Origin of the sequence: Bacteroides sp. GM023 (genome assembly GCF_014750685.1) — a bacterium.
Classification (GTDB): Bacteria; Bacteroidota; Bacteroidia; order Bacteroidales; family Bacteroidaceae; genus Bacteroides.
Genome location: NZ_JAAXGE010000009.1, coordinates 1 through 21076 on the forward strand (window position 1 = coordinate 1; position 21076 = coordinate 21076).

16 protein-coding genes and 1 pseudogene are annotated in these 21076 nt (G+C 46.0%); 14 read left to right on the top strand and 3 right to left on the bottom strand.

The window, feature by feature from the left end; translation table 11 throughout:
- Positions 1-237 (bottom strand): annotated as a pseudogene (locus HC965_RS18250) (AraC family transcriptional regulator); the annotation flags it as partial.
- A 307-nt stretch (positions 238-544) separates the two neighbouring features.
- Between HC965_RS18250 and HC965_RS18255 the strand changes: the two are divergent.
- The 12 genes from HC965_RS18255 to HC965_RS18310 all read left to right on the top strand — a co-directional run bounded on the left by HC965_RS18255 (position 545) and on the right by HC965_RS18310 (position 14374).
- Entirely contained in the window at positions 545-1804 is a 1260-nt protein-coding gene (locus tag HC965_RS18255; RefSeq protein ID WP_191032793.1) for a fimbrial protein, read from the top strand.
- A 132-nt stretch (positions 1805-1936) separates the two neighbouring features.
- Positions 1937-2836, top strand: coding sequence for a FimB/Mfa2 family fimbrial subunit (locus HC965_RS18260; RefSeq protein ID WP_191032794.1), 900 nt, complete (start codon positions 1937-1939; stop codon positions 2834-2836).
- A gap of 37 nt (positions 2837-2873) precedes the next feature.
- Positions 2874-4685, top strand: a complete 1812-nt coding sequence (locus HC965_RS18265; protein WP_191032795.1) for a DUF1566 domain-containing protein — start codon at positions 2874-2876, stop codon at positions 4683-4685.
- A 24-nt stretch (positions 4686-4709) separates the two neighbouring features.
- Positions 4710-6389, top strand: coding sequence for a DUF1566 domain-containing protein (locus HC965_RS18270; RefSeq protein WP_191032796.1), 1680 nt, complete (start codon positions 4710-4712; stop codon positions 6387-6389).
- Positions 6390-6434: 45 nt separating this feature from the next.
- The gene (locus HC965_RS18275; RefSeq protein ID WP_191032797.1) at positions 6435-8207 is read left to right on the top strand and encodes a DUF4906 domain-containing protein; all 1773 of its coding nucleotides are present in this window, start codon (positions 6435-6437) and stop codon (positions 8205-8207) included.
- Positions 8208-8239: 32 nt separating this feature from the next.
- Complete coding sequence (locus HC965_RS18280) at positions 8240-8920, top strand: DUF1566 domain-containing protein (RefSeq protein ID WP_223854938.1); 681 nt, start codon at positions 8240-8242, stop codon at positions 8918-8920.
- Between the two features lie 18 nt (positions 8921-8938).
- Positions 8939-9268: a hypothetical protein gene (locus tag HC965_RS18285; protein ID WP_191032798.1), complete on the top strand. Its 330-nt coding sequence runs from the start codon at positions 8939-8941 to the stop codon at positions 9266-9268.
- Positions 9269-9294: 26 nt separating this feature from the next.
- Positions 9295-9846, top strand: a complete 552-nt coding sequence (locus tag HC965_RS18290; RefSeq protein ID WP_191032799.1) for a DUF3575 domain-containing protein — start codon at positions 9295-9297, stop codon at positions 9844-9846.
- Positions 9847-9876: 30 nt separating this feature from the next.
- A complete protein-coding gene (locus HC965_RS18295; protein ID WP_191032800.1) occupies positions 9877-12936 on the top strand; it encodes a hypothetical protein in 3060 nt (1019 codons plus the stop codon).
- 59 nt (positions 12937-12995) lie between these two features.
- Complete coding sequence (locus HC965_RS18300; RefSeq protein WP_191032801.1) at positions 12996-13274, top strand: HU family DNA-binding protein; 279 nt, start codon at positions 12996-12998, stop codon at positions 13272-13274.
- Between the two features lie 111 nt (positions 13275-13385).
- Complete coding sequence (locus HC965_RS18305) at positions 13386-13913, top strand: hypothetical protein (RefSeq protein ID WP_223854939.1); 528 nt, start codon at positions 13386-13388, stop codon at positions 13911-13913.
- Between the two features lie 59 nt (positions 13914-13972).
- On the top strand, positions 13973-14374 hold the full coding sequence (locus HC965_RS18310) for a hypothetical protein (protein WP_191032803.1): 402 nt from the start codon (positions 13973-13975) through the stop codon (positions 14372-14374).
- A gap of 299 nt (positions 14375-14673) precedes the next feature.
- Here HC965_RS18310 and HC965_RS18315 read toward each other — a convergent pair whose 3' ends face one another.
- Positions 14674-16308 carry a rhamnogalacturonan acetylesterase gene (locus HC965_RS18315; protein WP_191032804.1) on the bottom strand — a complete coding sequence of 545 codons (1635 nt, stop codon included), beginning with the start codon at positions 16306-16308 and terminating at the stop codon, positions 14674-14676.
- A gap of 90 nt (positions 16309-16398) precedes the next feature.
- Positions 16399-17538: a glycoside hydrolase family 88 protein gene (locus HC965_RS18320; RefSeq protein ID WP_191033156.1), complete on the bottom strand. Its 1140-nt coding sequence runs from the start codon at positions 17536-17538 to the stop codon at positions 16399-16401.
- 243 nt (positions 17539-17781) lie between these two features.
- Here HC965_RS18320 and HC965_RS18325 point away from each other — a divergent pair, with 243 nt between their 5' ends.
- Together HC965_RS18325 and HC965_RS18330 are read left to right on the top strand one after the other, a co-directional pair.
- Positions 17782-19626, top strand: coding sequence for a rhamnogalacturonan lyase (locus HC965_RS18325; RefSeq protein ID WP_191032805.1), 1845 nt, complete (start codon positions 17782-17784; stop codon positions 19624-19626).
- A gap of 3 nt (positions 19627-19629) precedes the next feature.
- Positions 19630-21039, top strand: coding sequence for a glycoside hydrolase family 105 protein (locus tag HC965_RS18330; protein ID WP_191032806.1), 1410 nt, complete (start codon positions 19630-19632; stop codon positions 21037-21039).
- Positions 21040-21076: the final 37 nt, after the last annotated feature.

The following is a 21076-nucleotide window of genomic DNA, read 5'->3' on the forward strand; positions in this document are numbered from 1 at the left end:
AATCAGTATCATATCTCCTTCCTGAAATGACTTGTTTTGAAATTGATTGTAGTTCATGGTAAAATCACCTTTGAGGAAGAATAACAGGTAGTTTTTATTTGTATTGTCTTCTCCAAATTCCGTGTCTTCAGTAAATTCAATAAATTTAAATCCGGTTTCGATAGTTGTCATAAAGTTTCGGCATGACAGGTGCTCTTCAATGTGTAGTAACTCGCTTTCCATATGTTTTGTTTTTATGAATATAATTATTTAAAATGTTTGATCTGTGCGATTTTATTTGTTTCACAATTGTTTCAGAATGCATTTTCTCAATAACTTCAATATCATATTTTTATTTTCGATTATTCTGATTCTGTTTATTACATAATCATACTGAAACAATTATTTATGTATTTACTATTGTAATATGCTTATATATAGGTGTTTATATACTGTTTGCTTGTTGCAATCTCTATTACGGAATAGAGATTAACATAAGAGTAAACGGTTGAATTAAAAAGAAGTAAGTCGATATAATCATTTTATTAATTAAAAAGAACATTAAATGAAAGTGAAAAGTTTATTTTTGTCAATGTGCGCGGTTATGGCATTGGCAAGTTGTTCACAGAACGACGATGAAACTCCGGGTGTAAAAAGCGATGCTTCGGAAGCGAAGGTTGTTATCAAATTGGCAGGAACTGGCAATCAGCCGGGTAGCCGTGTGGCAGGTTTGGAAGGTAATGATGAATTACAGGCAAAGAATAGTAAGGTGAACGACCTTACGGTATTTGTCTTCAACAGCACGGGAACTGTTATTACGAAAAAGTATTTTGGGAGTCCGGCGACAGGTGCTAATGAGGTGTCAACTACGACGGATGCTAAAGAAGTGGCAGTTGTTACCAATACCGGAGACCAGACAATTGCGGGAAAAATGTTTGCCACTGTCGCAAGTAAGGACGCACTCAAGGCTGTGCTGGCAGACATGCTTCAAAGTCCGGACGATCCTACCGGAGCGGTAAGCCAGAGGGATAATAATGTCTATATGTCTGGGTTGGGAACTCTCTCTGCTTTCGCTGAAGATAATCAAGTTATGAAAGCCAGTGTTACCATACAGTTGAACTATTTGGCAGCTAGAGTGCAGCTTAAGACTATTACATTTAATGGTAAAACAGTGACCGATAATGAATATGTTCAAGCACACTTATTTGATGCTAGTACTACTGCAAACTTTACCATTACACGCGTGTACCTTATGAATGTACAGAGAGCTACGCATTTCCTGCCTGCTACCAATGGCGGTTCCGATTATATGGCACAAGGCGATAAGTTGTTTACTGGTGGTGTAGCGTGGACTGATCCATGGAAGGGTACAGAGCCTAATGGGTACAAGCCGAATAATGAATATACCATCGAAGCCGGTACTGACAAGTTTGTGGCTACAACAAACAGCATCTCAGATATAGGACACTGGTACACATTCGCAAATACAGGTGTTTCACTCTTAGATAATCACCCGACGGCACTTGTGGTTGAAGTAAAATGGAGAAAAGTACAGGCTAATTCTGGTGAGCATATTGACAAAGTAGATGAGACCTTGTATTTCACCGCTTATTTCGGAGGCGGAGACCAGGCGGAACTTGAACCGGGTAAGGTTTATACTGTGAATATCAAGTTGAACGGTAACTTTAAACCTTCCGGCGATGGTGGTTCCGGTGGTGGTGGTACTACAGACCCGGAAAAACCGACCGTAAACAGTGCCATTGAGGTTACAGTTACTCCGGCAACTTGGACGATGATACCGGAAATTAATAAAGAATGGACATAATCCCTAGATTGACATCCTGACCGATGCTCCCTTCTTTGCGGGGCATGCATACTTATCAAGCATCTGCCACGGCAGTGTCCGTGGCAGATGCTTAAACCTCTTTAGAAATAAAACCAAGAAAGAAAACCCATTATGACAGGTGATTACAGATTCCGGATCATCCCGGGGATTTTATACTTCATGCTCACGCTACTGTTGTTATCGGGGTGCATAGCCGAAAACACCGATGATTGCTATAAGGGAACCCCTCTGACGGTGGAACTGCCTACAGATATTTCACCCCAAACCATGAAAGATATAAGCCTCTATGTATTCGATGACAAAGACAGGTTGCTCGATGTATTCTCCATGAGCGATATGGAACCTGTTATTCTGAATCATCCGGACATTCCCATACTCCACTGTGTAGCCTTGTGCAACACGCAAGACGGCACGATGTCCGTCAGCCCTCCCGAACAGGGCGGCGCACGCTCTGACGGCTTCATCTCCTTGAAGCCTGCTGAACCCACAAGGGCAGAACAGGGCATCTTTACCTCTCCCACTGATTTGTTCTACGGAGAGCTCAAATTTGAAAATAACACAACGCATACTCAGGCCGAAAAACAGGTTATAACTGTTTCCCGCATGACAGCGTCGATGAATATAACCCTGCGCGGATTGCAACGGCTCACCGGCACGGAAGACGGGGACTACTCGCTCGTAGTTTGCGAAACAAGCAGTCGGATGGATTTCAACGGAACGTACGGAGGAACTCCCGTTTCTTATTCTCCGCCGGTAAAACTTGCGGCAAACAAAGACTTTGAGGTTTCCATGTTCCGGCTCTTCCCTACGGTAAACGCCGCCGGGCTTACCTTCGAAATCTATCACAACGGAACTTTGCTCAAGAGCGTACATGCCGACGGCAGCGGAAACCTCATTATTCCCGTGGTGGGCAAAACCACGAATCTTTTATTGAACTTCGAAGGTTCCGTAGACGTAGAGATAGAAATTACAGGTTGGGGCGAAACGGTTGTCTGGAAAGAATACAATTGATTTTTTGATTTCCAGAAATGGAAAAAAAGAATATAATATGAAGATAAGAAATAATTATATATTAGGACTGAACGGACTGGTTAAACTTCTTTGGATAATCATTGTGGCGGGAGCTTGCCAGAATGACGACGGCTATGATGTGCCACAGAACGACAGCCCTGTCCTTGTAGAGTTTTCCGTGGCTACTTCCGGCGTTAACGATGCTTCGGGAAGCAGTACGGATATCGACGCACGGATTACCTCAATTTATATTCTTCAGTTCAATGCCACGGGTGAATCTTACGGAACCTTGCGCTATGTAGCAAAGGGAACCGAGACTAGCGGAGGTAAATTTACCGCCACCTTGTTGCAGAGCATGGGAGCGGACGATAACTACAAGCTCGTTATCCTCGCCAACCTGCCCGACTACGGATTTCTTTATGGCATGTATGGTATGACCTACGACGAGGTGCAGCAAGCCTGCCTGAGCAAGGAAAGTACATCCCCCCTTGTATTTGATGATACCCACCCGTTCCCCATGTTCGGGGTGGTCAATGGAGGCGTCTCCGTTCAGGTGCAGAAAAATACCCTATATACCAACACGGAACTGATTCGTGCCGTAGCACGCGTAGACCTCGGTATCGGCACCAAGAATACAAATCCGAATGGTACTGTCTCATGGACCAATACAGGCAGTGGCAAACAACCTTTCGTTATGACTGAGGTACAAGTCTGGAAAGCGGGAAAGAGATATGCTTATATGCCGGCAGTGGGAAACTACCATTGGAATTCTGTTACCACTGGTAGCGTTACCTCAAATCAGATAGCCATAGACAGTCCCTCTGCCGCTACCGGAGGAACAACCACAATGACATACGGCGATTCGTACATCACGAACAAGACTTATTGTTTGGGGCAAATTTACCTGCCCGAAGCCGATTTGCTATGGGGGAGTGTATTCGATAGCGATCACACCAACCGTCTTGCAATTATCGTAGGCGGCTATTATAATGGCTCTGCTGACCTGTCTTATTATCGCGTGGACTTCACTAACGATGATTCCGGTGGCAAGATGAACATCCTGCGCAACCATGTTTACCAGTTTACTATCAAGAAAGTGGAAGCCGCGGGATATGGCACTGCCGAACTTGCGTACAATAGCAAGCCGAAAAATTTAGGCTTCGAAGCTACTCTTGAACCATGGACTACGGGGCAAGCGTCCTCCGTACCTTCCATCCAAGGATATTACCTGTCTTATCAGGGATTTAATGGAGAGAATGTGGACTGGACTTACGCTGCGGGTTCCTCACAACGAATTCCTAAGAAGCGGTTTTATTGGATTAATAGTCAAATGCCATTCGACTATGGTAATTTTTATAAGGAAGGAAACAAATTTTATTTTCCGGATATTATGGGAGAACAAAACGGGGAGTTGTATGCTACAGTGTCAGATGCCTTAAACTATGAAGGGACCTTTCCTTCTCTGATGGTTTCTGGCGATGATGTGGTGGATGAATCGGGTAGTGAAACCATTCCGTGGAAGGAGGGGACTACATTGACAGCCTTTGACTTATGCCGCAATCTGGAAAAAGACGGATACGGCGACTGGAGACTTCCGCGACTCTCGGAACTGGCGTTTATCTATGTGAATCAGGGAAGTTTGAAAGCATTGCGAGGGTTCATACCACTGTCCGGGACTTATTGGTGCGGGAGTGAGTATCTGGTAGCCAATGCTACAGACGAGCAACGGAAAAAGTCCGATTGGGCGTGGGCTTTCGATTTTACCGATGTCAGCGGATATGCATCATGGCATCAGAAAACAGACAAATTGAAAATCCGTTGCGTAAGGCAGAAATTGGATAATAAGTAATTGAAACGATATACAAAGATGAATATGGATACAAACAAGAAACATACCTTACCCCGGGCAATTATTTTGGCAGCCTGCTCTTTACTATTGGCAGGAGCCTGTGACAACTATACCTACGACGGGGTGGATTCGGATACTCCGGTAAAGGAAGTCCCTTTGAACTTCAATGTTTCCATAGAAAAGACGGAGGACACTCAATCAAGGATGATTGTACCCACAACAGATTTTACCGAAAATACCTATCCTTTTGGTATGTCCATCACTAAAAGTGAGAACGGGAATGAGATTTTCAAGGGATCATCAGACATGACAGCGACTATGAAACGCTCTTACTCTACCGAACCGTGGGAATGGTCTTTCATTGACAATGCCGATCAGTCAATCGCCACTCCCGTGGGTCCGGAAGGTAAAGCATTGAAGGTGGTTGCCTACTACCCTCGTGTCCCATCCGGTACTACCAAGGATGTCTACACAAATGGCATCCCGTTTGATTTTTCCGCTAAAACCGACCTTAAACAGACGGATCTACTCTACAATATCAATACCAGCTATCCGTTTGCTCCATCCGGCGAACCGATGGCAACTATTCCTTTATGCTTCCGACATGCCTATACGTGGATCGTTCTCAATATCACGAAATACGTGAATAAAGGACCGGAGTTCAAGCTGAGCAGTGTCACTTTGGATAACCTTGGGGGCAGCTGGATTAAAAACCGGGGAGCTATTGATCCGGAAACAGGGTTGGCAAAGGATGGAGCTACCGCCGGTCCGATAGGAGTAACAGTAGACCCTGCAGCCATATTGTCCACTACGGAAGTTCGCACCTACGAGTTTCTGGTTCCCTCGTTCATGGATGCCAATGTCGGTGACGGCGAAATAGTCCTTGTATTGAAAGTCAATGGAATTAATGAACTGTTTACTTTGGATAAGGTCTATCTTAACCAAAGTGACGATGGTAAGTCATTTGGTTTCAGACAAGGATATAAAAATACGTATGACTTGGTCTATAATAACTCTGCTCTGAGCCTGGGTATTCAGAACTGGAGTTCAGAGGTGATTAGTGGTGGTTTTGGAGATAATATAGTAGTGCCTCCCGGAAACAACTCTAAATGGATAAATCTTCCAAATCGTGACTATTATTGGCCGTCATATCCTCCAAAATCTAGCTATTTATCTGCCAGTGTACATCCGTACAAAAACTACCTTACTACTGTAGCCTATGGTGGTAACGGAGCTTATGTGCCTGTTAAAACAGCCTCAGCTCCTTCCGCGGACCAGCTAAAGATTACGGATGATATAAACGTGTACACGAATGAAAAAGCTTATCCGGTAATTCAAATTACCAAAAATGATATCTCCAAGGTATCTGTTCCGTGGGAAGATGAAAACGGAGAGTTGGCTGCAAAAGAACTTTGCAGAAGATATAATGGGGGTGGTTATCATGACTGGAGACTCCCGAGAGCCACTGAGTTACGGGCGGTATTGGTACTGACAGCGTGTAATGGGAGTGTATTTCGCGATTTGAACTTTGATGTAGATGAGAATCGAAATAAACCATACTGGACCGGCACAGAAGTAAATGAAAATGAAGCATGGGCCATATCTTTTGATAGCCAAAGTATGATTAAAAATACTAAGTTGGTGTTATCTCCGTATGATAAGAAAATGCGGGCTTCTGTGCGCTGTGTCCGTGATGCTCAATAAGTTAAGTAATGAACTGATAGCAATATACAAAATAACGATATTATTATGATAAAAAAAACAATAGTTTCGATATGTATCGCCTGCTTAACCTTGGGAGGATGTACGGAGGACAACCTGTTGTCCGATTCCCGGACGCCTTTATCCACAGAGCTGGTTATTGTCAAGCTGACCTTGGGCATAGACGATTATAATACTTCGCCTGGCGGGAAAACACGTATGGAAGAGATACCTCCCGTCCTTTCGATGTCCTCGCCGGATATGGATGTAGAACTCGTGACGACACCTGCCGCCACAAGGGTAGCCTCATCTCCGGCTGTGGCTATCACTGAAGATAATGCCGTTTATTCGTACATGGGCTTCCAGTTTGCCGGAACAAAACCGGATGGAAAACTGGTAGAAAAGAAATTTTTCACTTCTCCGGATGGTTCCATCAAGACAGATGAGGTGGAGATTAGTCCTACACCGGTGGGAACAAAAAACATGATTGTGATTTTAGCCAACGTCAATGAGAGCGAGTTTGGGAGTATGACAGTAGGTTCTTCCACCTATGCGGACTTACAGAATCTCTGTATGACATTGGTGACCGATGACGGCACTTTTCCCAGAAACAAGGTGATTCTGCCAAATGGCGGAGGAGAGAGAACAGGAATTGTCATGTGCGGCCAGACCGCCGCTGAAATCAGTGCCAACAAACAGGTATATGTATCTTTGAAGCGTACCGTGGCAAGAGTGAGATTCAATATAAAAACAACCTATCAGCATTTTATAGATGTAGCACATACGTGGAATGTGACCTTGATGAACATTCCCACGCAGAACTACTATAATATAATCGGAAGAAAAGCTATTTTCCCTTTAGAGAGTGCGAAAGAAGACAACAGCCACTTTTTTTGGAGTAAATCACTCACAACGGTAACCGCTGCAAATCCTGTGATTGAAACGGCCCCTTTATATATCCCGATCAATCTCCAGAAAGCGGTGTCGACCTCTACACAGAAAACCCGTCGCGATAACGCGCCGTCGGGCGGCACTTACCTTCAGATTATTGGGTTGGAGAATAAGACCGTTCCAGGCGTTGATAATTTGAATATTGTAAAAGATTTCTCTATCTATCAGTTGTTTTTGGGAATGAATTTCACGACCAATTACAGTGTGTCCGCCAATTACGACCTGACTTACAACATTACCTTGAAAGGAAACAGTCAGGATGATTCTAATGTTGTCCGGTTGATACCGGGCTATTTCTCGGGAGAACTTACGGCCTACAATGCAAATGGTGTTGCCTTATTGTCGGTAAATGACGCGAATGCCGTTAAATGGAAATACCCGAATAAGATAGAGTCTTATTTTTTGGATGGATACTATCCGGTGGGAAGCTTATCCGGTACTACAGTGCCGGGAGAGAAGAACCTAAAATGGTATGCAGGGTTAGCATTCAACAATTTGGGAGCCACTTCATTGACAGACGGACATAAGAATACCGAACTATTGCAAGCGGCTGGCACCTCTTGGGAAGACTATGCGGCTGCTTACACTTGCTATCGGGGAACGAATGGATACGATCAGGGAAAGCCTGCAGAGGATATTCTGTGGTATTTCCCCTCTGTCAGCGAACTGATAGGAACCTGGATTTCTTCTTCGAGTATGCAAAAGCAGTTGGCGGACAGCTATTGGTCGTCTACCGTCGATCCGAATGCCGATAAAGCCTTTGTGGTGACGAATGAAGGGAAAGTGTACTCCGATGCTGTCGGCAATACGCATGCTGTCAGAGCTTCCCAGGACCCTGACAAAGCCAGTCATGCGGGCGACGGCAATTAAGTAAACGAAATGCAACCTAATAAGCAATAAAGATGATGAGTTTCAAAACTTATTCCATTCTATGGATCGTTTTATTCTGCTTCGGCTTTCCTTCGGGAGTTTTCGGGCAGTATATCCAGAAAGAGACTGTCGGTGGAAAAACGTATGCCGTTATTGGTTCGGATGGATTGGCGGGAGCCGCCCGATGGGGGCTCGGAGTAAAGATGATGAGGAACGGCGCTACCATCCGGCATCAGGTCTCCAAAGGAAACAGTGGAAATTTGAGCGTCAATGATAGAATACCGTTTCGCTTTATCGTAGCTCCCACAGATTTGAATGACCCGCAGCCCTGGTCGGATGCCGGAGGAGGCAAGAATGGTGCAAATAAAAATTTGAATGCGGAATTGGAAATGAAAACCGGTTATGATCCTGCTAATCCTACTGCTGCTAATACTGTAGGATGCACCTTCTACGGCACCACCGATAAAGGAGCCGGCCGCAAATGGCGTGTTCCCACTCAACGCGAGTTACAACTGATGTGGATATTCCGTGAAGCCATCGGAATTATTTACCCGGCGGCGCCAATGGAAAATGATGCATCCAGGAAATATTGGACTGCCACAGAGAAGGGTGCGGATAATGCCTGGTATTTTGATTTCCAGAAAGGGAAGCCCGCCTGTGCATGGCAGGATAAAACGACGGCAAGCCCTGTGAGGTGTGTAAGTGATTATTGATTAATGATAAAATAGAACATGGAAATTCCAGCATTAGTGTTCGACAAGGAATGTAAAAACCTGTATTATATCTACCTGTTTTTCATAGAAGAGAAGTGGTGGTGCTTCGGCCATTCCGCTCATTACCTGAGTATCATGTATCCGGAGTTGGAGGGGCTTGAGGTGAACGCCGGGGATTCTGATAAATTTATACCCTGTGTATGTGTGCCCGGCTCCTGCCTGCTAAACCTTTCCGATTGCTATGATACGCTGGTTACGGACACGTGCATGCAGGTGAGTGCTCCGCCGGTCGCTTACTGCTACCGGAAAGAATATGACGCGTGGTGTGAACAACTGACTGTCAATTAATATAAACTCCTTATATTGAAATATCAATGAGACGAATCGTACGATATTGTTTACTGTCCTTTATCCTGCTGCTTGCAGGCAGTCTGACTACCCACCTGCAGGCACAGTTCTATTCAGTACAGACCAATGCGCTAAAATTGGGCACTGCCACCTTCAATGCGGAGGGCAGCATGATGCTGAGTACACATTGGACACTGAACCTGGGCTTTTCTTATAATCCGTGGAATTTCAGCGACACACGGAAGATCAAGCATTTTATGCTCGAACCCGGTGCACGCTACTGGTTCTGGCAGACCTATGCCGGCAACTTTATCAGCATGTATGCCATGGGGGCACGCTACAACGTGGCCTGGGAGGGCAAATACCGTTACCAGGGATGGGGCTACGGCGCGGGAATGACCTACGGACGTTCGTGGCTGCTGGGCAAACGTTGGAATATGGAAGTTGAAGCAGGGTTGGGGCTGCTGGTAACCCCCTACACGAAATACCGTTGTGAGCATTGCGGTGACAAGGTGAAATCAGGAACCTATTACGTTCCGGCCCCCAAAGTCGCATTTAATCTTGTTTATTTATTCTGAGGTTGATCCTTATAGTCAGCCCATAGGTGTATGAAGAGTACTAAAAGTTTCTATATTCTGTTCCTTATTATGGTTATCACTGCATGTGCACCGTTCGGCAGGCTCTACAAGGAGCAGCCGAGGGTGACACTGGCATTGCCTGCCGCCCGGCCGGCAAAACCGGTGGAGGCAGCAAAGCCTGATTCAGCCGCCGCAACCCCACTCCTGAACTTTGTGTTTGTGAGCGACAAGGGTGACAGCATCCCTGTGGGGATGTCCGTGGAATGGGATAGCATTAACAAGGAAAATCTGACCACCATGTCGCTGGATGAAGTAGTGGTGTCTGCCAGTGCTACCCGCAACACGGCAGAACGCAACGGACTGATTAACGTAGAATTTGTAGTAACGGTGCCACGCGCCTTGCAGCAGGATAACTGGATGGTAAATGTCCGTCCGGTGCTGATGCGGGGGGATATGCCCGATTCTTTGAAAGAGCTGCGCTTCACGGGACAGCGGTTCCGCGAGTTGCAGGAGCGTGACTACCGCCGTTATGACCGTTTTCTGGAAAAAATTATCCCGGACTCTGTCAATTTCTACCGGACTTATGTTGACTACCGCTCTTTCGAGCGTTATCTGGAACGTCTGAAGTGGTATAAACGGGGACTGGAGAAACGTTGGGCGATACAAGGCGCTAAAAAACGGCGTCCGGACCCGCTGCTGTTGCGTTTCGAGATGTTCAACCGGCAGTCGGCCGAACGCGACAGCCTGCTGAAAGACCGTATGCTGAGGAACTCGTACCGGATGATAACACGCCAGTGGTGGCAGTATGACCGTGCCTTGGCACAAATGAACGACACGTTGGAATATCAAAGCAAATATCTGCTGGAACGCTTTCGTTTCTTCAACGACAAATGGGCGAATTATGCCCAAATGCGGGAGGATTATGCCAAAGCGCAGGCGGAAGCATTGATTGCCCGTAAAAGTTATTTCCATGACCGGGCGTTAAGTGCCGCCGCGTGGCAGGCGGAACGCAGATTCAACTTGGCGAGGGAAACAGAAGCGGGAGTAGAACCGGGAGCACGGATCTACTCTCCCCGTTTTGATTATTTCAATGAGAAGATGGAGCAGTTGGATGCTGCCCTCTATCGGTATTACCGTATTAAGGGCGCCCGCGCCGAAAAGAAGGAAAGTTTGAAATTCCTGCGTGCTTTTCTGGCAGGGCGTGACACGACGCACCTGGACCGTGAGCAACTTACGGAGAAATATATCCGCCATTATGAGAAAGTAAAGAATTTCCTCCCGATGTTTCATTTTCGTCGTCCGGAGATTGACAACCTGCCTCCTTCGTGGATAACGGAGACGCAAAAAGAGAGAGCGGCGCGACCGGATACTGATACGGTACAGACACGGAAGGTATTGCTGTCGCAGTTCTCAAAAGAAGAGATAAACGAATATTATGCTCCGCACGGGCAGGGAATGTCGGACAGGGGACCTGCCGGATTTTTCCGTGGGTTGTCGCCTTTATCTACCTATAGCCGTACTCTGCCCGACTCGGTGCAGCGACGTGTTCCCGGACGCAAGACAATAAGAGATTTTGAACTCAGCCGGGTTGACTCCGCGACTACGATTGACCGTTACATGCGCCGATATGGGAACCTGCGGTCAACCTATCCGCAATATCGCCTGAAACGAGAATTATATAACATACATCCGCCTGCCTTGCGGCATGCCGCCCGCCAAGCGGGTTATGGAGAACGGCTGGCGCGCATCAACGCACTCGATTCGACCGCTCTGGTAAAAATGTTCTATAAAACGCAGAAGATTGCCCGTAATGAGGCGCGCAAAGCGAGCAAAGATGAAAAGTACCGCGACATTGTCCGTTTCCCGTTCAATCCGGAAGCGCAGCTCGACACAGTGATTTATGCTGCCGACCAGGTATGCTTCCTCTATTCGCAGAAAGTGCCCGCGGATGAAAACTCGGCGCGCATGAAAGTGTACGTGGTGGGCAATGTGCTGAACAGCAACGGAAACGAGTACCCGCTTCCCAAATCGGATACGCTGACTTTTCTGGTGAGCTCGATGACGAAATTCGTAGACAAGACGCCCCGCTTTGTGCGTAAAATCGTCACCCGCGACGCGGAAGCGAATACAAGCGTGAACTTTTCTTTTCCCAAAAACCGTTTTCATCTGGACGAAAACATTGACATGAACCGGAAGGGAGTAAAACAGGTGCATGACCTTAGCCTGGCGCTGATGACCGATCCGGTGTATATCATAGACAGCCTGACGCTCTTTGCCACCTCGTCTCCTGAGGGTAACTGGCGTATCAACGGAGAGATAGCTCAGAAACGGGCGGAATCAATCCGTAACATTCTGGTGCGGGACTTCAAGCAACTGTATGATTCATTGGCTGTCGGTGCCGCTATGGAGATGGACGAAGCGGGCAACATCAGACGGCGGGAAGTGAAAGACGAGATTCCGAACTTGCCCCAACTGATAAAGATACGCACTGTTCCTGAAGGCTGGGACAAGTTGCGGCATCTGATTGTGGAGGACAAACACTTTATAGGTAACAGGGGTGCTATCTTGCGGATAATAGATGAAGAGCCGGAACCCGACCGGCGTGAATGGCTGATTAAAAGCCGGTATAAGGCTGAATATGCCTATATGCTTGACAAGCTTTATCCGTCAGTGCGTGCGGTGGACTTCCGCTTCACCCTCTCCCGCAGGGGAATGCAGCAGGATACAGTATATACCACTGAACCGGATACGACGTATGCACGGGGAGTGGAGTGTCTGGAGAAACGCAAATATGCGCAGGCGCTGGAAATTCTGCGTCCATACGAGGATATGAATACGGCTATTGCCTATATGTCGCTGGGATATGACAAAGCCGCTTTACGGATATTCGGGAATTTGCCGCAGACTGCTGACAGCAAGTATATGCAGGCCATTCTTCAGGCACGTCTGGGGAATGAAGAACAAGCGATACGGCTGTTGCTCAGTGCGGTGGATATGAACGCGCAAATGAAGTTCCGTGCGAACCTTGACCCTGAACTGTCTATATTGGTGAAGAAATATGGTCTTTTTAAGGAAGAGGAGGATTGGTGATTAAAATGGGTGAAACAGATGAATCTGGTTTGCCATAAATAATATTAAAAACTAAAAAGATGAATAAGAAAGAATTGATTCAAGAGGTCGCTATTCGTAGCGGCATGTCACAGGCAGATGTGGAAAGGGTCTTAAACCATATCACCGATACCGTCAGAGACAGTTTGCATAATGAAGAACCAGTTGCACTTATGGGATTTGGAACTTTCCGGGTACAGGAACGTGCGGCACGCGCAGGGTATAATCCGTCAGCCGGTCAGAAAATGGAGATTCCTGCAAAAAAGATTGTTAAATTCAAACCGGGTAAGGCGCTGGAAATTAAGCAAGAAAAGAGATAATAAGTTATATAATAATAAAAAAAGATGAAGACGATGAGTCTTACGGTAAGAGTGGTTTCAAACATGAATCACATAAAATATTAATCTATTAAAACAACTAAAATTATGACAATGAAAAATGTATTATTCCTGTTTTTAATTTCTATCTCTTTCCTTGGAACAGTTTCGGCTCAATCGACCGAGGATGATAGTTTGCAACCCACCAAACTTGGGAATTGGAAGAAACCGGCTCCCACTAAGATTGCAAAGGTAGATGCCTATATTGATGCATGTGCAGGCGCGTATCAGGAAGCGATGGATATTCGTAAACAGTACGTCAGCATAGACACCCTGAAACTGAATGTAGGTGAAGCCATGGCTATTGCCGGAAATGACGCTGAGGTTATCAAAACAAAGAAAGCCGAATATGAAGCGTTGCTGGATCGCATCAAAGCCCAGGAGAATACTTTCACCAAACTTCCGGAGATGGCGGAAGCTGCCGTAAAAGCTATTCCGGTGGGATTTAAGGCTATCTCTGCCACTAAGGCGGTCGCCTCAACCAAGAGTGCTCTGCAACTTACCGTTGAGGAGAATATGGCGTTGCTCAAGGCTGTGACTAAACAAATAACTACATTGAGTGTCGCCCCTGTAGCGGAATAGCCCGAAGATGCTACTCCAGCTCATGCAGAATAATGACTGTCTCTATTAATTTATTAGACATGATTTTATATAATAGTATATGGGCGAAAGCCTTCTTAAATAAGAAGAAGCATTACTTCATGCTTTTCGGGTGCTGTTTTACCCGTTACAAATACTTGGAAGCATGGGAGGATATGGAACTTCGTATTCATGAGAGACAATATCTCGAATGTTTCTTATTGGCATTGTTGCCTGCATTAGTCCTTTCTCTGTGGCTATCATGGTGGTTCATGTTATTGGCATTTGCCAATTATCATCAGCTTTATTGGCTAGAGAGATGGTTCGGACACCATTCTTCATTTGATTGGGAAGCGTTGGAGCATTGTGGTGATTCGCTTTATTTGAGAAAGCGGAATGCTTATGCCTGGATGAAGTGGTATGGTAGGAAAACACTGCCGCCTTCGGAATGGGATGATGACTAGAGAGGTAATGGAGAATTTCAGGGCTATTTAGAGATAAATTAAAGTTTGACTAAAATGCAATTTCTTACAAAGACAAGTGTTTAATGTCGCTGTGAAGCGCCCATTTCCCCGGAATCCATTTCCCCTGCCGTTCCTTGATATAAAGGAATGGATTTATGGATTCACTGCCTGTGAAGGTAGTCTATTGTTTGTTTTGTTTGTGTAGTGCATCTTTTTTCCGGTGGGAAGAAGGTGCACTCTTTTTTAAAAGTTTACATGTATATTTATAGACGGGTTACTTCTTGCTTTTGATATACTATTTATTTCAGATATCCTTTCAACGGGCAATCAGTACTCTTCAGCCCTTCCGCAATACTTTTCGCATTCATATGCGCCCCTTTCAGGGAAGTATGTGTATGGTCGTGATTATAGTAAGTAGCCGCTTTCTTGATACCTTTCTTCTCCAGTTTATCAGCACTAATCTTATTTAAGTCAATAAAATAAGCTCCGGTAGCTTCTGCCGCTTCACGTGTCCACTTGCCGAACGATTCCGTATTGCGTTCTATCTTTCCATCTTTCCATTTATTGCGTGGAGTATGACTTAGTACGATAGGAATGGCTCCTTTTTCCTGAACATCCATGATAAACTTCCGAAGATACCAACCGAATGTATAAACCACCTGATATTTCCCGGTCTTTTCCATCAGAAAGACTTTGCTCTCATCACCGGAACCACGTAATTCCGCACGTGCCTTTCCTGTATTAATATCTCCCGCATCGTTATGGCCGAACTGAATCAGAACGAAATCCCCCGGCTGCAAGGCATTATACACCTTATCCCAACGGCCTTCGTCCAGGAAAGTACGTGCGCTACGTCCTGCCATGGCACGATTCTCTACGGAAATTTTATTCAGATTGAACTCGTCGGCAATAACGCTTCCCCAGCCCCACATACCGTTTTTATCTTTATCTTCATTTTTCACCGTGCTGTCGCCGACCGTAAATAATACCGGGTGTCCTTCCTTTCGGCTGGAACCTGTTACCGTATCTTTCTCGACAGGCTTTAGATAATTAGCTAATTCCAGTCCTTTATAACTACGTATCCCGTCAGCAGCAGATTCCGCATTGACTTTAGCGCCGAAAGCACTCGTATGGATACGATCTCTATAAAACATGTATTTCACCTTATTCTTGCCGAACTTCTCAAATTTGCGGGCACTGATATCGTTCAAATCAATAAAAGGAACATCCTGCTCTTCCGCAACCTGCTTTGCCCATAGCCCGAATGTCTTATTAACACGTGTGATGATGGTACTGTCTTTATCTTCCCAGGCATTGCGGGGAGTCAGGGAGAAAAGAATAGGGTGGGCACCTTTCGCCTTTACATCGCGGACGAAACGGCGCATATATTCCCCGTACGTATATACGGTTTCTCTCACTCCGGTCTCTTTGATGGTCACGTTCAGCGTATCCTTTCCGATTCCGGGAATAGAAGCACGGGCACGTCCGCTGTCATAAGGGCCATTGTCATTGTGTCCCAGCTCGATGATAACCCAGTCTCCGGGGCGTACCCCTTTGATTACATCCGGCCAAAGACGATTATAGAAAGTACGGCTACTGGTTCCGCCTAACGCATGATTCTCTACAGTAATCCGGTTGGAATCGAAAAAATCTCCTGCATAATACCCCCATCCCCATTGTCCGTTGTTCCCATTTCCCAGGGTTCCGGTACGCATGGTGGAGTTACCTACTAGAAATAAAACAGGATGATTCCCTTTCCGGCTCGAACCGGCTTCCGGTCTCGATGTGCGTGCTTTATTCAAGCTGTCCAGCGTATTGTCAATCACTTGATTAACATCTTTCATGGGAGCAGCTACGTTATTTTGTGCCTGCATTTGCAGACTGCATGCAGCGACTATCAGTCCGCACGCATACTGAAACAATTTGTTTTTCATCTTTTGTTTTCTTTGAAGTCCCTCACTGACTTGTGTCTAACCTGTCAGTGAGGGAGCTAACTAACCTTAACCTAATAGAAAACTGTGTCTTTATTTTAACTTATAAATCTCCGTTCCGGCAAGCAGGAAACAACCTACTCCATAATCTTCAAAGTCGGGAACACTTTTATAGGTAACCGGCTGACCGTCTTTCGGCTCTTTGCCTGTGCCCTGCACATATCCCAGGAAGCCATTCGGATGAACAGCATCCTTCACCATTGCATTCCAAGCCTTCAAAGCAACAGGAAGATATTCTTTCCGGTCGAGCAATCCATTACGGATTCCCCACACCATGCCATATACAAAGAGTGCCGTACCCGAAGTCTCTTTTCCCCCGAAGTTTGTAGGGTCATGAAGACTGACATTCCAAAAACCATCTTCGCGCTGGCATTTCTTGAGTGCCTTACTCATAGCGAGGAAGTCATTGATATAATCCTGACGATGCTTTTCATTAGCAGGAATCTCATCCATTACCCGTACGAGCGCAGCATATACCCAACCATTTCCACGGCTCCAGTAACAATCTTCTCCGTTCGGCTCTTTATAAGGCGGATCGAAATCCTGGTCGCGCCACCACAAACAGTCTTTGGGATTATACATACCTGCTTCTCCGTGTGTGTTACGAGTATAAGAATACATATCCCACATCTTATCATAATACTTCTGTTCTCCGGTCATCTTCCCGAACTTTGCGAAGATAGGCATTGCCATCTGAATGGCATCAATCCACCACCAGTCGTTCACCTGTGGCGTATTCACCACCATGTCAATACTTGCCTTGATATTCCGCAGCATATTCGGGTCTGACGGACATATATTATATAAATCAATATAAACCTGACCGCAACAATGGTCGTCCGCATTGCGGGTTGTATTTCCGTTGCGCATACCCCATTTATGGAAATCCGCCCAGTCATAGGCATAGCGATAATAATCTTCGCGCGGATAAATACTATATAAAGACATCAATCCTTCATAATATACACCTCGTGTCCATATATTACTTGGACGAACTCTGCCATAGAAAGACGGCAGGGTGTAGTCGGCATACTTTTTCATAAAGTAGTCGTTTACTTTTACGATAGTCTCCAAAGTCTCTTTTTGTGCAGGAAGCTCTTGTGCATTGGCAGGGCTTGCGGACAACAGGCAGAAGAGCGATACTGTAAAGAACGAGAATAGTGATTTCTTCATGGTGAAATAATTCTGTTTTATTAATTCGGTGTTCATACTAATTTCTATGGCAAAGGTAAGCGGCCTGCTTCTTTTTTTCAATGGATTTCCGTGCAAATGTCTTCAAATTCGTTCACAAGCCGGGTGGAAAATGCGTCAAAAGCGTGTTTTATGATGATTTCTACATATATCTGTACAATATTCTATTTTATAAATAAGGCATGCTACCTACTTTTGTGATGTAATTTGATTAACGATAAAACTATGAAGTGCATAACTGTCTTTTTAAGTCTGTGTCTGATGGCTGTCTTTATGATAGCCCAGCCCAACTATGACTTTTCGAAATTGAAACGCGAACATTTGGGACGCGGAGTCATTGCTATCCGGGAGAATCCATCTACTATTGCCATTTCCTGGCGTTATTTATCTTCCGACCCGATGGACGAATCTTTCGACATCTACCGGAACGGTGAAAAAGTGAACCGGCATCCGGTGAAACATGCTACTTTTTTTCAGGACATATATAAAGGTACAGAATCTGTGCTCTATACCGTCAAAGCTATCAAAGGAGGAACCGAAAGCAGCTATCAATTACCTGCCGATGCTCCGACAGGTTATCTGAATATCCCGTTGAATCGTCCCGAAGGCGGAACTACCCCGGCCGGACAGAGTTATTCCTATACACCCAATGATGCCAGCATCGGTGACGTGGATGGTGATGGAGAATACGAAATCATATTGAAGTGGGAACCCTCGAACGCGCATGATAACTCCCATTTCGGATATACGGGAGAAGTCTATATAGATTGCTACAAGCTGAACGGAAAACATCTGTGGCGCATCAATTTGGGAAAGAATATACGTGCCGGTGCGCACTACACCCAATTTATGGTTTACGACCTCGATGGTGACGACAAAGCGGAAATCGTAATGAAAACCGCCGATGGAACCGTTGATGGAACAGGCAAAGTGATTGGGGATGCCAATGCCGATTATCGCAACAAAGACGGCTATATCCTGAAAGGTTCCGAATTCCTGACCGTATTTAATGGACTGACGGGCGCAGCTATGACAACTGTTGACTACACGCCTGCACGCGGCAACGTGGCAGATTGGGGTGACATCTACGGCAATCGCTGTGACCGCTTTCTTGCTTGTGTGGCCTATCTTGACGGAGTACATCCGAGCGTTGTAATGTGCCGTGGATACTATACCCGGACGGTTTTGGCAGCTTATGACTGGAATGGAAAGGAACTGAAAGAACGTTGGGTATTCGACAGTAACAACCCGGGATGCGAAGATTATGCCGGACAAGGCAATCACAATCTTCGTGTGGGTGATGTAGACGGCGACGGTTGCGATGAAATTATATACGGTTCCTGTGCCATTGACCATGACGGTAAAGGACTGTATTCTACTAAAATGGGGCACGGTGATGCTATCCATATGACTCAATTTGACCCTTCCCGCAAAGGCTTGCAAGTATGGGACTGTCATGAGAATAAGCGTGACGGCTCTACATTCAGGGATGCGGCGACCGGAGAAATTCTCTTCCAAATCAAAGACAAAACCGATGTAGGCCGTTGCATGGCAGCCGATATTGACCCTACACAACCGGGAGTTGAAATGTGGTCACTTGCTTCCGGGGGAATACGGAATGTAAAAGGTGAAGTGATAAAAAAAGACCGGGTAAGAGGTCTGTCCTGCAATATGGCCGTTTGGTGGGATGGAGATTTGCTACGTGAGTTACTGGATAAAAATATAGTCAGCAAATATAACTGGGAAAAAGGCATCTGCGAACGCATAGCCATTTTTGAGGGAGCTCTCTCCAATAATGGAACCAAAGCAACTCCCTGCCTGCAAGGTGACATCGTAGGCGACTGGCGCGAAGAAGTGCTCTTGCGTACAGCCGACAACACAGCCCTGCGGCTATACGTCTCCACAATCCCTACTGATTATCGCTTTCATACTTTCCTGGAAGACCCGGTTTATCGTATCAGCATCGCTACCCAAAACGTGGCCTACAACCAACCCACACAACCCGGATTCTATTTCGGTCCCGAACTGCGTGGAACTGTATTCAGAGGATGTAAAATACCTAAAAAATAATATATGAATATTCGTATCATAGCCATTGCTTCGTTACTGATAGCCTTGCCTGTCAGTGCACAGAAAAAGAAAACTGTAGTGAATGACTCAAACACGCCTTTGCATTTATTGCAACCTGCCTATCAGGGTGCGTATGGTGACTTGACACCCGAACAGGTGAGGAAAGACATAGACCGTGTATTTACCTATATAGATAAGGAAACTCCTGCCCGTGTAGTAGATAAAAATACAGGCAAACAGATTACTGACTACACCACGATGGGAGAGGAAGCCCAACTGGAACGTGGCGCTTTTCGCCTGGCAAGCTACGAATGGGGAGTGACTTACTCCGCTTTGATAGCAGCAACAGAAGCCACAGGCGACCAACGCTATACGGATTATGTACAAAACCGCTTCCGTTTCTTGGCGGAAGTAGCCCCACATTTCAAACGTGTGTACAAAGAGAAAGGCACTACAGACCCCCAACTGCTACAAATCCTTACCCCTCATGCACTGGACGACGCCGGAGCCGTATGCGCAGCGATGGTAAAACTACGCCTGCAAGACCCGTCCCTTCCTGTGGACGCCTTGATACAGAACTATTTTGATTTCATTATCAACAAAGAATATCGTTTGGCAGACGGAACTTTCGCCCGCAACCGCCCGCAACATAACACCCTTTGGCTGGACGATATGTTTATGGGAATCCCCGCAGTAGCGCAAATGAGCCGCTACGATAAAACTCAAAAAGAGAAATACCTCGCAGAATCAGTCAGACAATTCCTGCAATTTGCCGACCGTATGTTTATCCCGGAAAAAGGGCTGTATCGTCACGGATGGGTGGAAAGCAGTACCGACCATCCCGCCTTTTGTTGGGCACGTGCCAATGGATGGGCTATGCTCACGGCTTGCGAACTGCTGGACGTATTACCGGAAAATTATCCCCAACGCTCCAAAGTGATGGATTATTTCCGTGCCCACGTACGCGGAGTGACAGCCTTGCAAAGCGGTGAAGGGCTTTGGCACCAACTGCTCGACCGGAATGATTCTTATCTCGAAACTTCCGCTTCCGCCATTTACGTATATTGTCTGGCACACGCCATTAATAAAGGATGGATTGATCCTATCGCTTATGGCCCTGTAGCCCACTTGGGATGGCATGCCGTGGCCGGAAAAATCAATGCGAAAGGTCAGGTAGAAGGCACTTGTGTCGGTACAGGCATGGCCTTCGACCCCGCTTTTTACTATTATCGCCCTGTCAATGTATATGCAGCGCACGGATACGGTCCGGTACTTTGGGCAGGTGCGGAGATGATTCGCCTGCTGAAAAACCAGTATCCGCAGATGAACGACAGTGCCGTTCAGTACTATCAGAAGAAACAAAAAACGACAGCTCCCATCTTTGCGGTCGAAACGGAAGAGTCGAACGATTAATATTCAAACGAACGATTGACTTTCAAACAAACGATTA